The 16,256-nt window shown below is 53.3% G+C and carries 10 protein-coding genes; 5 read left to right on the top strand and 5 right to left on the bottom strand.

What is annotated here, in order from left to right; translation table 11 throughout:
- Window positions 1-101 precede the first annotated feature (101 nt).
- From ACJHXB_RS19195 to cusR, 5 genes are all read right to left on the bottom strand, one after another.
- Window positions 102-992 (bottom strand): DUF4434 family protein, encoded by an 891-nt coding sequence (locus tag ACJHXB_RS19195; protein ID WP_001224586.1) that lies wholly within the window; start codon window positions 990-992, stop codon window positions 102-104.
- On the bottom strand, window positions 993-3,965 hold the full coding sequence (nfrA, locus tag ACJHXB_RS19190) for a bacteriophage adsorption protein NfrA (protein ID WP_001375836.1): 2,973 nt from the start codon (window positions 3,963-3,965) through the stop codon (window positions 993-995). It lies immediately after the preceding gene.
- The gene (gene nrfB / locus ACJHXB_RS19185; protein WP_000383932.1) at window positions 3,952-6,189 is read right to left on the bottom strand and encodes a cyclic di-3',5'-guanylate-activated glycosyltransferase NrfB; all 2,238 of its coding nucleotides are present in this window, start codon (window positions 6,187-6,189) and stop codon (window positions 3,952-3,954) included. Before nrfB ends, nfrA begins: the two co-directional genes overlap by 14 nt.
- Before the next feature lie 149 nt (window positions 6,190-6,338).
- Window positions 6,339-7,781 (bottom strand): Cu(+)/Ag(+) sensor histidine kinase CusS, encoded by a 1,443-nt coding sequence (cusS, locus tag ACJHXB_RS19180; RefSeq protein WP_000253857.1) that lies wholly within the window; start codon window positions 7,779-7,781, stop codon window positions 6,339-6,341.
- Window positions 7,771-8,454, bottom strand: coding sequence for a copper response regulator transcription factor CusR (gene cusR / locus ACJHXB_RS19175; RefSeq protein ID WP_000770953.1), 684 nt, complete (start codon window positions 8,452-8,454; stop codon window positions 7,771-7,773). The genes cusS and cusR overlap by 11 nt, the downstream gene beginning before the upstream one ends.
- Window positions 8,455-8,610: 156 nt before the next feature.
- Here cusR and cusC point away from each other — a divergent pair, with 156 nt between their 5' ends.
- From cusC to pheP, 5 genes are all read left to right on the top strand, one after another.
- Window positions 8,611-9,993 (top strand): Cu(+)/Ag(+) efflux RND transporter outer membrane channel CusC, encoded by a 1,383-nt coding sequence (cusC, locus tag ACJHXB_RS19170; protein ID WP_000074188.1) that lies wholly within the window; start codon window positions 8,611-8,613, stop codon window positions 9,991-9,993.
- Window positions 9,994-10,016: 23 nt separating this feature from the next.
- A complete protein-coding gene (gene cusF, locus ACJHXB_RS19165) occupies window positions 10,017-10,349 on the top strand; it encodes a Cu(+)/Ag(+) efflux RND transporter periplasmic metallochaperone CusF (protein ID WP_000709874.1) in 333 nt (110 codons plus the stop codon).
- A 15-nt stretch (window positions 10,350-10,364) separates the two neighbouring features.
- Window positions 10,365-11,588, top strand: a complete 1,224-nt coding sequence (cusB, locus tag ACJHXB_RS19160; protein WP_000717149.1) for a Cu(+)/Ag(+) efflux RND transporter periplasmic adaptor subunit CusB — start codon at window positions 10,365-10,367, stop codon at window positions 11,586-11,588.
- An 11-nt stretch (window positions 11,589-11,599) separates the two neighbouring features.
- The gene (gene cusA / locus ACJHXB_RS19155) at window positions 11,600-14,743 is read left to right on the top strand and encodes a Cu(+)/Ag(+) efflux RND transporter permease subunit CusA (RefSeq protein ID WP_000573893.1); all 3,144 of its coding nucleotides are present in this window, start codon (window positions 11,600-11,602) and stop codon (window positions 14,741-14,743) included.
- 101 nt (window positions 14,744-14,844) lie between these two features.
- Window positions 14,845-16,221, top strand: coding sequence for a phenylalanine transporter (gene pheP, locus ACJHXB_RS19150; protein ID WP_000786323.1), 1,377 nt, complete (start codon window positions 14,845-14,847; stop codon window positions 16,219-16,221).
- The last annotated feature ends 35 nt before the right edge of the window (window positions 16,222-16,256 follow it).

Genomic DNA, 16,256 nt, shown 5'->3' with positions numbered 1-16,256 from the left:
ATCTTCTTTCTTTAGCATGCTTTTTAGCAATTAATCTTGATGGAATTCTGACGAGAGCGAAAGTGGTAAGTCAGGTCGTACCCGACTTACCTGGAGGGGATTTAATACTCGAGAATGCCGTGTGCGACGGGCAAATAGCGCAGAGAGAAATAGAGCGTGTCTTTACCGCAAGAGGAACGTTTCGCTAACAGCGAGGCGATCTCTGCATCCGGTTTCGGTTTCGCTGTAAAGGTTTTGCCTTTGCCAGCGACAAACAGTTCATAAACAATGCCGCTTGCTGGGGCGGAGCTTTGGCAATCGGCGCTGGCCTGTAGATAACGTTCACGCTGTTCACCAGTAAGTTTATTCACGCCGCTGCCATCCTGTACCCAGACATTAACGCCGGTTGCTTTAACTTGTTCCAGCAGTTGGCGATAGCCATCGGGCGACATGTTTCCGGCGAAAAAACTACTGATATAAACCGGTTTTGCTGAAACATCGCTAATCAACCGCTGCGCGTTGTTTAACCATGTCAGCAAAGGCTGACGGGCGGCTTCGCTGCGCCAGTTCAGGTCGTCAATTTCCGCGCTGATGTACCAGCCATCCGGCGTTACGCCAGGTACGGCGCTCCATAATCTGGCTTGCTGGAGATCGGCAGCCAGCAGGCGGTTAAGATAGCTTTCCAGCGCCGCGGATGACTGTTTCTGGTGCATAAAAAATTCCGGATCGGCATTCAGCCCGACAATCAGCTTCAGGCCAGCCTGTTGCGCAGCTGCGGCACGCTTAAACAATAACGCGCGCTGTTCTGGCTGGGTGAATGCATCGCCGTAACGGGTCCATTGCAAAACCAGGGTATCGAAGCCTTGCAAACGTAACTGACTCATCAGCCCCTGCCACTGGGTATCGGTAACCTGACTATCACGGTTTTGTGGTTGCCAGATAATACCTTTCATCGCAAAGGAAAAAGGGCTGACCAAAAGCAGTGTCAGCAATACGAAAATGAACTTACGCATTTACCAGTGCACTCCAATGGTGAGAAACGCGTTGTTGCGCTCTCCGTTACGTTGATTAATCGCCTTAAAGGTATGTTGATACTCGACGCCGAGACTGACTTTGTGCGGCCAGGCGTCGTAGTGCGTCTCGCCGGTCCAGATATTCCAGCGGACCCCGACACCGCCAAGCTGCGCGCCCTGAGTGCCTTTATCACGATAGCCGTTGTCCTGAACGTGAGCGTAAGGCTCAATAGTCTGTCCGTTAGCTACCTTCTGATGCCAGCTTACGCGATAATCTGCCGTCCACGCCTGAATATCCTGGCGGATATATTGCGCCGCATCGAGGTACAGGTTTTGGGCAAACCAGCCTGAACCGTTCGGGTGCCATTCGTCGCTGTATTTGCCGCCATTAAAGAATGAGGCGCTGGCGCGCAGCATGGTATCGGATGCGCCATTTTGCCCGTTCAGCGGCAACTGCTGTTCGACGGCGAGGAAAAAGATCTGATCGCGCAGCGGCTTCCAGCGCAGACCGGTGCCGGACATCGGATTTTTCACCGGCATCATCACCCCGTTTTCTCCGGTATCGGCAAAGACGCGGCTATAAACTGAGAGCAGGTCGCCTTCCAGTAGCATATTGCGTCCGATGCGGTACTCGGCTTCCAGTTGTCCGTAGCTACGATAGCTTTTCCCTGGCGCTGCACCGCCGACATTATTGTTAGCGGTACTCATTGCGCCGGAACGCAAGCCGATAGAAGAATCGAAACTGAACGTCCAGCGGCGACCGACCTCCTCATGCAGACGGCGGAAATTGAAGCGTTGCTGATTTTGCTCTGGGGTCAGTGGGGTTATCAGCGCCTGATTATCAATGTCATCAATCACCAGCCGGGCGTAGTGCTGCGTCGCAGGCATGTCATCCAGACGCTGGTTCACGTAGGCCAGTTGTCGGATAAGTGCCGGATCGTCCGGTAGCCCTTTATGCGCCTGTTCGAGCATTTCCCGCGACTGTGCGATATCACCGCTATCCCACAAGGCGTAACCGAGCGCTGCCTGGGTGTTGCTATTATTCGGTTCCAGTTCCAGAGCGGCGCGCAAATCACTCACCGCCGCCGGGACATTATGACGTTGGCGATAAATTGTCGCCCGCGCAACGTAAGCGTTGGCAGAAGGCGCAATATTGATTGAGCGCGTGAGATCGTTCAGTGCGAGTTCCGGTTGACCAGGAATGTAACGTTGCGCATGCAGCCACCAGTAGAGGGCATTGTTTCCCAGCCCACGTTGTTCTGCCTGCTGAAGCCAGCGATCGCGAGCCGCACCATTTCCTGCCGCCTGGGCGGTATTGGCAGCAGCAAGCAGATCCTCATTGCTCATGTCGTGAAGACTGATTTTCTGCCAGGCCGCCAGTGCGGTGGCGTAGTCCTCAACCTGATACGCCTGATAGGCTACCGCACGATGTTGCCAGGCGTTCGGTTGTCGTTGTTCGGCCTGAAGCCATGCATACAACGCCACACCGGGTAGCGTGTCCCGATAACACTTTGCCAGACGGTTCCAGGCGGCGGCATCGTAGGAAGGCGACATATCGCCCAGCAAGCGAACTATTGCCGGGCAATTATCTGCAATACCCGGCAACTGACTTTGCCACTGACGTTGCTCCGCCAGCGGTAAGGGTTTCGATAAAATCGCCACCTTCGCCGGAGTTGCCAGGTAAGGATGACTTTCCAGCAGAGACGCCAGTCGCGCCATTAAAGTCTGGCTGACACGCGCATCGCCCTGGAAAGGATAGCGTTGCAGCAATAAATCGGCAGCTTCGCGTGACTGCTCGTTCTGCATCAGTTGCCAGGTCAGTTGATCCAGGCGGGTAAGATTTGCCGGTTCTTGCTGATACAGCAATCGTGCCAGACGCAGAGCTTCAGCCTTGTTATGGGTCGCTACGCTAACGGTATAACGCTCCTCAAGCATTTCATTGGCGGGGAGGGTGGCGAGCAGTTTTTGCGCTGCGTCGTACTGACCTTCTTTTAACAGCACCGGTAGCGTCGCGCCAACAACATACTGGCGGTTATCGGCAAACTGTACCGTATAATTCGCCAACGCCTGAACGGGGTTGACGCTGTATTTAGATAACAGATAGAGCCAACTTTTCTCTTGTGCGTCCGTGGTAAACAGCGGCGTATTTTCAATGAGATAACGCTGGAGGCGTGCTTTTTCGCCACGATAAGCCAGCGCGGTCGCGTAAGTAATATATGACTGAGGATCGGTGAAGAGCCCCTGTGATTGCAGCGCCAGGATCCGATCATCCAGCTGCCCGGCAAGAAGCACGTCAAACCACTGACGGCGTTCTGCCGCGCTTAATGTGTTCTGCTGGCGTGCTTCATTGTATAGCGTATCTGCCTGGGACCATTGTTTCAGGTAGATTGCCCGTTGCAGCAGATCGGTTCGCAGCGTTTTTCCTTCCGGCGATGCAGCAAACGTCGCATCGTTCAGTTGCGCTCTGGCGACAGGTAATTGTGCCAGCCGCAGGGCATTCTGCCCGACTTCACTGCGACAACGCAGGGTCGGCGCAGCGTCGCACGCTTTTTGCTGGGCAAGCAGTTCTTCAACAGTCGTAACGCTTTTCACTTCAACTGGAATAGCCGCCAGACTGCGCTCAAGTCGGGCATCTCCTGGGTGACGTTTCAGTTGATCCTCAAGCAACAGCCGCGCCCGGGCATCATGACCAAAATGGCGATAGGCTTCCGCAAGGTATAAAGTCAGCGGAATATTATCCGGCACCTGCTGGTGTATATATTCAAATTCGCGGATGGCGGTTGCTTCGTCGTTATTTTTCTGTGCCTTCAGCGCCTTATCGAGACGGGGATAAATAACAAAATGGCGATAATCGCTCAGCCCCAGCTCTTCTGCGCTGGTGCCGATATTGTCTGCGAGTGCGCTGGTACTCAATAAAGACGTCAGCAGTAAACCAGACCATCCGATGACGCGATTAAGGTTATTCTCCTTCATTTTCGGACTCCAGTTGCGCAACCTGTTCTGTGTTTAAACCTGCTTTGAGTAATAGTGATTGCATCGAAACTTGTAATTCGCGTTGAATTGTCAGGACGCGATCCAACGTTTCCTGGCTGATAACGCCTTCGGTGACCAAAAACTTGCCGAGCGGCAGAGAACTGCGTTCATGGCGCAATAACAACACGTTAATTGCTGAACGATTAATATGACCGAGCGTGGTCAGTATTTCGGCGAACAGGAACTGATGCGGCACATATTGCCGCCAGATTTCACCGGCCTGCTGTTCCGTGAGCCACTGATGCTGAACCGCATTGTACAACATTGCCCGCGGATCGTGACCGCGTCGGCGTGCATACCAGTGACGTAACCCCGTGACAATTTGTCCGCGCAGAACAATGACGTAACGCACTTTGCGTCCGACTTTACGCGTCAGGGCTGCCAGCGAAACCGGGTCAATACCATCTTCACTGCCGACAATTAACTCATCATTTTCCAGACGCAGCGGCAGTACTGCATAATGCAGCGCCACGGAAGCCGGCATTTCGGCAATCAGTGATGAAGGGATCTGCCAGGCGTCGATGGATTCCCACGCCACGCCGTTTTGCTCTGCCAGCGCCTGTGCCAGCTGTTCGGCGCTAATCAGCCCCTGCATCAGCATTGAACCGCCCAGGCGTAGACCTTCGACGCGATTACGCAGTGCTGTATCGAGTTGTTCTTCAGTGATGACCTGATTTTCCAGCAGAATTTGGCCTAACGGGCGCAACGAGCGGGTATCGCCAGTCACGCTGGGGAAGTCATGCGTTGTTTTATCCCACGCGACGCGACGTGGATCGCCGTGTTGAAGTACCTGTTTTAACGCGCGCCAGTTGGCCATGAAGTTAATCAGGTTGCCCCAGAAAAGACGCAGGACAGATAGCAGCCCCTGCGTCAGACCGTAGTAGCCAGTGACAAAAATCACCCGCTGCACGATGCGGTTAACCATCAAACCAAAGTTTAGCCACAGCAGGGTCATTAACCATGCGCTGCCGCTGAAAATAGAAAGGAAATGCCAGGCATCGGGCCACAAACTTTCATACGCCAGTAACAGCAAAAGCTGGATCATCACCAGCATCGCGAGGAAGCTGACAAAGTTACTGATTGCCCCTTTGCGGTCGCGCCAGAGAAAGTAATTCAGCGTCAGGCTGGAGGTCCATTTATGGGTTTTAAAGCCCTGGAAAACAATGCCGATGATCCAGCGAGATTTTTGTCGAACCGCAGTCGAAAAGGTATCGGGGAAATATTCGCGCACGCAGATCATGTTTGACGTCCGCGCGTGCTGTAAAAATTTACGCTGCTCGCGTTCTTTGGCTTCGTCCACCACCGGAAAACGGACAAAAATTTCCGTCATACCTTTTTCTTTCAGGCGGAAACCAATGTCGTAATCTTCAGTAAGACTCTGCACGTCGAAAGCAATACCGTCACCGTCAGCTAACAGTGCGGTCACGGCGCGGCGGCTGAAACAGGTGCCGACGCCTGCGCTGGGCACCTGTCCGGCGAGGGCTTCACGCACCGGAACATCTTTGCCATGCAGTTCTGAAAACTCATCAATGTAAGTCATGCTGGTGAAGTGCGTCCATTCGCGTTCGAATGGGTACACCGGGATCTGAATCAGATCTTTACGCTCGACCAGATAGTTGAACAGACGCAATTCCATCGGTGAAATCACATCTTCGGCGTCATGCAGAATAAAACCAGCAAAAGCGAAATTGGCGCTACGCTCAAACTGGGTGATGGCGTCCAGCACGTTGTTCAGGCAGTCGGCTTTGCTGGTGGGGCCAGGACGCGCGCAGACTACCTTATGCACATTCGGGAAGCGAGCGCACACTTCGTCAACATCACGCTGAGTATCGGGGTCGTTGGGGTAGGTGCCAACAAAGATATGATAGTTTTCATAGTCGAGCGTGGTCGCCGCCAGCTCGGCCATATTGCCGATGACGCCCGTTTCATTCCACGCCGGAACCATAATCGCTAACGGTTTTTCATCTGGTTTATACAGTTCGCGGTAACTCATTCGCGGGTAGCGGCGATAAACACTCAACTTGCGTTTAATGCGGCGTACCCAGTAGACGACATCAATAAAAAAATCGTCCAGCCCGCTGATGAACATGATGACCGCTAACGTTATCGCGATTACTTTTAAGCCGTAGAGCCAGGTAGCAAAAACATCAAGAAGCCAGTCCACACAAAAACCTTACATTAACGCTGGTTATGTTTAGGGTGGCGTATATTAAGGTTTTTTATGACTTGTGACAGCTTTTTACCATTAATAGGTATGACTATTGCGGCACGTTATTTTTACACTGGTTATAAAAGTTGCCGTTTGCTGAATAATTAAGCGGGTAATGTGATAACAAACCTTGTCCCCCGAGCATCTGACGTTACTGCAACCGTGCCTTTATGCGCGACAACAATCGATTTCACTATCGCCAGACCAATGCCGCTACCTTCGCCTTTTCGCTGGCGGGAGGGGTCAACGCGGTAGAAACGGTCAAACAATCGCGGTAAGTGCTCGGGCGCAATGGGCGTACCGGGGTTTTCGACGGAAACTTGCACCTGGTGATCGACCGTCTGGCAGCGCACTACAATCGCCTCTCCGGGCGGCGTATAACGCAGGGCGTTCGAAAGCAGGTTGCTTAACGCCCGACGCAGCATCAGCGGATCGCCCGCAACCTGACACTCGTCACCAACAAACCGCAGTTCCACGCCGCGATCTTCCGCTAGCGCCTCGAAAAAATCGAACACTTTGCCGATTTCATCCGCCAGGTTGAGCATTTTCTTTTCGGGGATTAGCTGGTTGTTATCGGCCTGGGCGAGAAACAGCATATCGCTGACCATTTTCGCCATTCGCGTCAGCTCTTCGAGATTAGAGTAGAGCACATCTTCCAGCTCCTTCTGGCTGCGTGACTGGCTGAGGGCGATTTCGGTTTGCGTTATGAGATTCGTAATTGGTGTACGAATTTCGTGAGCGATATCCGCTGAGAAATTGGACTGGCGAGTAAAGACATCCTCAATACGCTCGATCATATGGTTGAACGACAGTACCAGCTGTTCCAGCTCAATCGGCACGGTCTGCGGGTCAAGGCGAACGTCGAGATCTTTCGAGGTAATGTTCTGGATTTGACGGCTGACGCTGCGGATCGGTGCGTGACCTTTATGTACCGCCAACAGCACGATAAAGACGATCAGGATGCTGATGATCGATGCGGTCATAATAAGTTTATTCATCAAATCATTTATGTAATGAAGATGAAAATCGATCGAAAGCGCGATGTAGAGCGTATAAATCGGTTTGCCGTCCACCAACGGGCCAACCGGCAAGTTAATCATCCGCCAGTTGCTGTGTTCCATATGCCCGTGACCGTGGCCCGGCATCATAATCGTCGGGCCGGAAAGGAGATACACCTCGCCGCCCCGCGTGTCTTTATCGGGTATGGCGTCACGCGTAAACTCGCGGATATCGGGCGCACCGGGGGAGTGATACACCGTTTTACCCTGGCTATCTGCCAGGGAAATCAACACATTGGAATAACCACTGACGATATCTTCCAGCGTCATTAAGCGTCGGGCTTGTGTCTCTTCGGGATGATTAAGAACGCGCTTGAGTGTGGCGCTAATCTCTTTTAAATCATTAATATCCTGCTCAGCAAAATGCACTTTTACCGAGTGAATCATGATCCAGGCAAAGGCGAAAAACGCCGCGATGGTGGCCAGGCTGATAAAAAAGGTCAGGCGGGTTGCCAGCGAAAACGGGCGCTGAAATGGCTTACTGACCATCCGGCACCTCAAGCATGTAACCCACGCCGCGCACGGTTTGAATCAGCTTCGGCTCAAAGTCGTTGTCGATTTTGCCGCGCAGCCGCTTCACTGCCACATCAATGGCGTTGGTATCGCTGTCGAAATTCATGTCCCACACCTGCGAGGCGATAAGCGAGCGGGGCAGCACTTCGCCTTGATGGCGGAGGAAAAACTCCAGCAGAGTAAATTCTTTACTGGTCAGAGTGATGCGCGTGCCGCTGCGGGTGACTTTGCGGCTGACGAGATCGACCATCAGATCGGCAACCTGAAACTGACTTTCGATAATCACCGCCGCCCCGCGCCGCAGGAGAGTGCGCACCCGCGCCAGCAGTTCAGCAAAAGCGAACGGCTTCACCAGATAGTCATCGGCCCCCAACTCCAGCCCCTTGACGCGATGCTCAATGGTGCCAAGCGCGGTAAGCAACAGAATCGGCATCCCTTTATTGGCGGAGCGTAACATACGCACGATATCCCAGCCGTTCACGTCCGGCAGCATAATATCGAGGATTATCAGATCATAATCACCGGTCATCGCCAGATGGTAGCCATTCAGCCCGTTGTCGGCCAAATCGACCACAAAACCGGCTTCGGTTAACCCTTTGGTCAAGTATTCTCCGGTTTTCTTTTCATCTTCGACAATCAACAGTTTCATATTTCCTCCGCATGTTGCCCGGGCAATTCTAGAGTAGCGGGATCAGATGGCAATCGCTTATTGGCAAAATGACAATTTTGTCATTTTCCTGTCACCGGAAAATCAGAGCCTGGCGAGTAAAGTTGGCGGCATAAAATCACCAGAAATTATGAGCCTATGTCTCCTTGTAAACTTCTGCCATTTTGTGTGGCCCTTGCGCTAACCGGTTGTTCACTGGCACCGGATTATCAGCGCCCGGCAATGCCCGTGCCGCAGCAGTTCTCACTCAACCAGAACGGCCTGGTTAACGCAGCAGATAACTACCAGAACGCGGGCTGGCGCACCTTTTTTGTTGATAATCAGGTGAAGACGCTGATTAGCGAGGCGCTGGTGAATAACCGGGATTTGCGCATGGCGACGCTGAAAGTGCAGGAAGCGCGGGCGCAATATCGTCTGACCGATGCCGACCGCTACCCACAGCTCAATGGCGAGGGCAGCGGCAGCTGGAGCGGCAATCTTAAAGGCGATTCAGCCACGACGCGGGAGTTCTCGACTGGCCTTAACGCCAGCTTTGATCTCGATTTTTTCGGTCGCTTAAAGAACATGAGCGAAGCCGAGCGACAAAATTATTTAGCCACTGAGGAAGCCCAGCGCGCGGTGCATATTCTGCTGGTTTCTAATGTCGCGCAAAGCTATTTCAATCAGCAACTGGCGTATGCGCAATTGCAAATAGCCGAAGAAACGCTGCGTAATTATCAGCAGTCATATGCGTTTGTCGAAAAACAACTGTTGACCGGTAGCAGCAATGTTCTGGCGCTGGAACAGGCTCGCGGGGTGATTGAAAGTACCCGCAGCGACATCGCTAAACGTCAGGGGGAACTGGCGCAGGCGAATAATGCATTGCAACTGTTATTGGGAAACTACGGCAAGCTGCCGCAAGCGCAGACAGTAAACAGCGACAGCCTGCAAAGCGTTAAATTACCGGTGGGCTTGTCGTCGAAAATCTTATTGCAGCGCCCGGATATTATGGAAGCTGAACATGCGTTAATGGCGGCTAATGCCAATATTGGGGCCGCACGCGCGGCATTTTTCCCGTCTATCAGCCTGACCAGCGGAATATCAACCGCCAGCAGCGATCTGTCGTCATTATTTAACGCCAGCAGCGGGATGTGGAATTTTATACCCAAAATTGAGATCCCCATTTTTAATGCCGGACGCAACCAGGCCAATCTGGATATCGCCGAAATTCGCCAGCAGCAGTCGGTGGTGAATTATGAACAGAAAATCCAGAACGCCTTTAAAGAAGTGGCAGATGCGCTGGCATTACGTCAAAGCCTGAACGATCAAATTAGCGCCCAGCAGCGTTATCTGGCATCGCTGCAAATTACTTTGCAACGGGCGCGGGCATTATATCAGCACGGCGCAGTAAGTTATCTGGAAGTGCTGGATGCTGAGCGTTCTTTATTTGCAACCCGACAAACTTTACTTGACCTGAATTATGCCCGTCAGGTGAACGAAATTTCTTTATATACCGCCTTAGGCGGCGGTTGGCAGCAATAATTTTTAACTCCAGGAGAGAATAAATGAAAAAAGCACTGCAAGTCGCGATGTTCAGTCTGTTTACCGTTATTGGCTTTAATGCCCAGGCTAACGAACATCATCATGAAACCATGAGCGAAGCACAACCACAGGTTATTAGCGCCACTGGCGTGGTAAAAGGTGTTGATCTGGAAAGCAAAAAAATCACCATCCATCACGATCCGATTGCTGCCGTGAACTGGCCGGAGATGACCATGCGCTTTACCATCACCCCGCAGACGAAAATGAGCGAAATTAAAACCGGCGACAAAGTAGCGTTTAATTTTGTCCAGCAGGGCAGCCTTTCTTTATTACAAGATATTAAAGTCAGCCAGTAACCCAGGTTTAATGAGATGAAAAAAATCGCGCTTATTATCGGCAGCATGATCGCGGGCGGTATTATTTCTGCGGCAGGTTTTACCTGGTTTGACCGGGCTGAACCGCCCGCAGAAAAAACGTCGACCGCAGAACGTAAAATTTTATTCTGGTACGACCCGATGTATCCCAATACGCGGTTCGATAAACCAGGTAAATCGCCGTTTATGGATATGGATCTGGTGCCGAAATATGCCGATGAAGAGAGTTCTGCGTCTGGTGTGCGCATTGACCCGACTCAGACGCAGAATCTGGGGGTGAAAACGGCTACCGTCACGCGCGGGCCGCTGACTTTTGCCCAGAGTTTCCCGGCGAATGTCAGTTACAACGAGTATCAGTATGCCATTGTGCAGGCTCGCGCTGCCGGGTTTATCGACAAGGTGTATCCGCTTACCGTGGGCGATAAAGTGCAAAAGGGCACACCGCTTCTCGACCTGACCATTCCCGACTGGGTGGAAGCGCAGAGTGAGTATTTACTGCTGCGCGAAACCGGCGGTACGGCGACCCAGACTGAAGGCATTCTTGAGCGGCTGCGACTGGCGGGAATGCCGGAGGCGGATATTCGCCGACTGATCGCCACGCAAAAAATCCAGACGCGTTTTACGCTCAAAGCGCCCATTGATGGCGTGATCACCGCGTTTGATCTGCGCGCGGGTATGAATATCGCCAAAGATAACGTGGTCGCGAAAATTCAGGGTATGGACCCGGTGTGGGTCACTGCTGCGATCCCGGAGTCTATCGCCTGGCTGGTGAAAGATGCCTCGCAGTTTACGCTCACCGTTCCGGCACGACCGGATAAAACACTCACCATCCGCAAATGGACGCTGCTACCCGGCGTGGATGCCGCGACCCGCACGCTGCAGCTGCGTCTGGAAGTCGACAACGCCGACGAGGCGCTAAAACCGGGCATGAACGCCTGGTTGCAACTCAATACCACCAGCGAACCGATGCTGCTCATTCCGTCACAGGCGCTGATTGATACCGGCAGCGAACAGCGGGTGATTACCGTTGATGCCGACGGGCGCTTTGTACCGAAACGCGTTGCCGTTTTCCAGGCATCGCAAGGTGTCACCGCATTACGCTCTGGTCTGGCGGAAGGTGAAAAGGTGGTTTCCAGCGGCCTGTTCCTGATTGATTCCGAAGCCAATATTTCTGGCGCACTGGAGCGGATGCGCTCTGAAAGTGCTACCCATGCGCATTGAGGGAATAACCAATGATTGAATGGATTATTCGTTGCTCGGTGGCGAACCGTTTTCTGGTGCTGATGGGCGCGTTGTTTCTGAGTATCTGGGGCACCTGGACCATCATTAACACGCCAGTGGATGCGCTGCCGGATCTCTCCGATGTGCAGGTGATTATTAAAACCAGCTATCCCGGTCAGGCACCGCAAATCGTTGAAAATCAGGTGACTTATCCGCTAACCACCACCATGTTGTCGGTGCCTGGCGCGAAGACTGTGCGCGGTTTCTCGCAGTTTGGCGACTCTTATGTGTATGTCATTTTCGAAGATGGCACCGATCCGTACTGGGCGCGCTCGCGGGTGCTGGAGTACCTCAACCAGGTACAGGGTAAGCTGCCTGCGGGAGTCAGCGCCGAGCTGGGGCCAGATGCCACGGGTGTTGGCTGGATCTATGAATATGCATTGGTGGATCGCAGCGGTAAGCACGATCTGGCCGATTTACGCTCATTGCAGGACTGGTTTCTCAAATATGAGCTGAAAACCATTCCTGACGTTGCGGAAGTGGCGTCGGTAGGCGGTGTGGTGAAAGAGTATCAGGTGGTTATCGATCCTCAGCGCCTGGCGCAATATGGCATCAGTCTCGCCGAAGTAAAAAGCGCGCTGGATGCTTCAAACCAGGAAGCGGGCGGTTCGTCGATCGAACTGGCGGAAGCGGAATATATGGTGCGAGCCAGCGGCTATCTGCAAACGCTCGACGACTTTAATCACATCGTTTTAAAAGCCAGTGAAAATGGCGTGCCCGTTTATCTGCGTGATGTTGCGAAGGTCCAGATTGGCCCGGAAATGCGCCGGGGCATTGCCGAACTGAACGGCGAAGGCGAAGTGGCGGGCGGGGTGGTGATCCTGCGCTCCGGCAAAAACGCCCGAGAAGTGATCGCCGCCGTGAAAGACAAACTGGAAACGCTGAAAAGTAGTCTGCCGGAAGGCGTGGAGATAGTTACAACATACGATCGCAGCCAGCTCATTGACCGCGCCATCGACAACCTCAGCGGCAAGTTGCTGGAAGAGTTTATTGTGGTGGCGGTAGTCTGTGCGCTGTTTCTCTGGCATGTGCGCTCGGCGCTGGTGGCGATTATTTCGTTGCCGCTGGGGTTGTGTATTGCTTTTATTGTCATGCACTTTCAGGGACTGAACGCCAATATTATGTCGCTGGGCGGTATTGCGATTGCCGTCGGGGCGATGGTCGATGCCGCTATCGTCATGATCGAGAATGCACATAAACGGCTGGAAGAGTGGCAGCACCAGCATCCTGACGCCACGCTGGATAATAAAACGCGCTGGCAGGTGATCACCGATGCGTCTGTTGAAGTGGGTCCGGCGCTGTTTATCAGTCTGCTGATTATCACACTGTCGTTTATCCCGATCTTCACCCTGGAAGGGCAGGAAGGGCGTCTGTTTGGCCCGTTGGCGTTCACTAAAACCTATGCGATGGCGGGCGCGGCGCTGCTGGCGATCGTAGTGATCCCTATCCTGATGGGTTACTGGATCCGTGGCAAAATTCCGCCGGAAAGCAGTAACCCGCTCAATCGCTTTTTGATTCGTGTTTATCATCCGCTGTTGCTGAAAGTACTGCACTGGCCGAAAACCACGCTGCTGGTGGCCACGCTTTCGGTGCTGACGGTTCTCTGGCCGCTCAATAAAGTTGGCGGGGAATTTTTACCGCAGATCAATGAAGGCGACTTGTTGTATATGCCATCGACGCTGCCGGGGATTTCCGCAGCAGAGGCGGCGAGTATGCTGCAAAAAACCGACAAGCTGATTATGAGCGTACCTGAAGTGGCGCGGGTATTTGGCAAAACCGGGAAAGCGGAAACCGCCACCGATTCTGCTCCGCTGGAGATGGTAGAAACGACCATCCAGCTTAAGCCGCAGGATCAGTGGCGGCCTGGCATGACGATGGACAAAATCATTGAGGAACTGGATAACACCGTGCGTCTGCCGGGGCTGGCGAATCTGTGGGTGCCGCCAATTCGTAACCGTATCGATATGCTCTCAACCGGCATTAAAAGCCCTATCGGCATTAAAGTTTCCGGCACTGTGCTGGCGGATATCGACGCGATGGCGGAGCAAATTGAAGAAGTGGCACGAACGGTGCCAGGCGTGGCTTCTGCGCTTGCTGAGCGTCTGGAAGGTGGGCGCTATATCAACGTTGAGATTAACCGTGAAAAAGCCGCGCGTTACGGTATGACGGTGGCGGATGTGCAATTGTTTGTGACTTCTGCGGTGGGCGGGGCGATGGTTGGCGAAACGGTGGAAGGGATTGCCCGTTATCCAATTAATCTGCGTTATCCGCAAAGCTGGCGCGATAGTCCGCAGGCGCTGCGCCAGTTGCCGATCCTGACGCCGATGAAGCAGCAAATCACCCTGGCAGACGTGGCCGACGTTAAAGTCTCTACCGGACCGTCGATGCTGAAAACCGAGAATGCGCGCCCGACGAGCTGGATTTATATCGATGCCCGCGATCGTGACATGGTGTCGGTGGTTCACGATCTGCAAAAAGCGATAGCTGAAAAAGTGCAGTTAAAACCGGGCACCAGCGTGGCATTCTCCGGGCAGTTCGAACTACTGGAGCGCGCCAACCATAAGCTGAAACTCATGGTGCCGATGACGTTGATGATCATCTTCGTGCTGTTGTATCTGGCGTTCCGTCGGGTGGGCGAAGCGTTGCTGATTATCAGCAGCGTACCGTTTGCGCTGGTGGGCGGCATCTGGTTGCTGTGGTGGATGGGCTTTCATCTTTCTGTGGCAACGGGCACCGGTTTTATTGCCCTTGCGGGGGTCGCCGCCGAATTTGGCGTGGTGATGCTGATGTATTTACGTCACGCCATAGAGGCCGAGCCGTCGTTGAATAATCCACAAACATTCAGCGAGCAGAAGCTGGATGAGGCGTTATATCACGGCGCGGTCCTGCGCGTGCGCCCGAAAGCGATGACGGTGGCGGTGATTATCGCCGGTCTGCTGCCGATTCTGTGGGGAACGGGGGCAGGATCAGAGGTGATGAGCCGGATTGCCGCGCCGATGATTGGCGGCATGATCACCGCGCCTTTGCTGTCGCTGTTTATTATCCCGGCGGCGTATAAGCTGATGTGGCTGCACCGACATCGGGTACGGAAATAAAAGCAGGATACCCGGTTTAACCGTGTGGATTGTGTCTTGCGACGATGGGCACTAAATGTTAAAAGGTGCCCCTCAACAAAAAAGACACACAGGGGAAAGGCGTGAAAAACGCGTCAACCGTATCGGAAGATACTGCGTCGAATCAAGAGCCGACGCTTCATCGCGGATTACATAACCGTCATATTCAACTGATTGCGCTGGGTGGCGCAATTGGTACTGGTCTGTTTCTTGGCATTGGCCCGGCGATTCAGATGGCGGGTCCGGCTGTATTGCTGGGCTACGGCGTCGCCGGGATCATCGCTTTCCTGATTATGCGCCAGCTCGGCGAGATGGTGGTCGAAGAGCCGGTATCTGGTTCATTTGCCCACTTTGCCTATAAATACTGGGGACCGTTCGCCGGGTTCCTCTCCGGCTGGAACTACTGGGTGATGTTCGTGCTGGTGGGAATGGCAGAGCTGACCGCTGCGGGCATCTATATGCAGTACTGGTTCCCGGATGTTCCAACGTGGATTTGGGCTGCCGCCTTCTTTATTATCATCAACGCCGTTAACCTGGTGAACGTGCGCTTATATGGCGAAACCGAGTTCTGGTTTGCGCTGATTAAAGTGCTGGCGATCATCGGTATGATCGGCTTTGGCCTGTGGCTGCTGTTTTCTGGTCACGGCGGCGAGAAAGCCAGTATCGACAACCTCTGGCGCTACGGTGGTTTCTTTGCCACCGGCTGGAATGGGCTGATTTTGTCGCTGGCGGTGATTATGTTCTCCTTCGGCGGTCTGGAGCTGATTGGGATTACTGCCGCTGAAGCGCGCGATCCGGAAAAAAGCATTCCGAAAGCGGTAAATCAGGTAGTGTATCGCATCCTGCTGTTTTACATCGGTTCACTGGTGGTTTTACTGGCACTCTATCCGTGGGTGGAAGTGAAATCTAACAGTAGCCCGTTTGTGATGATTTTCCATAATCTCGACAGCAACGTGGTAGCTTCTGCGCTGAACTTCGTCATTCTGGTGGCATCGCTGTCGGTGTATAACAGCGGGGTTTACTCTAACAGTCGGATGCTGTTTGGCCTTTCTGTGCAGGGTAATGCGCCGAAGTTTTTGACTCGCGTCAGCCGTCGCGGCGTGCCGATTAACTCGCTGATGCTTTCCGGAGCCATCACTTCGCTGGTGGTGTTAATCAACTATCTGCTGCCGCAAAAAGCGTTTGGTCTGCTGATGGCGCTGGTGGTAGCAACGCTGCTGTTGAACTGGATTATGATCTGCCTGGCGCATCTGCGTTTTCGCGCGGCGATGCGACGTCAGGGACGTGAAACACAGTTTAAGGCGCTGCTCTATCCGTTCGGCAACTATCTTTGCATCGCCTTCCTCGGCATGATTTGGCTGCTGATGTGCACGATGGATGATATGCGCTTGTCAGCGATTCTGCTGCCAGTGTGGATTGTATTCCTGTTTGTAGCGTTTAAAACGCTGCGTCGGAAATAAGGCATTCACGCTACATCCGACAAAACGATGTCAAC

This window comes from Escherichia sp. WS3227_2, from assembly GCF_046486495.1.
Classification (GTDB): domain Bacteria; phylum Pseudomonadota; class Gammaproteobacteria; order Enterobacterales; family Enterobacteriaceae; genus Escherichia; species Escherichia coli.
This window is presented reverse-complemented; position numbering and strand designations above follow the sequence as displayed.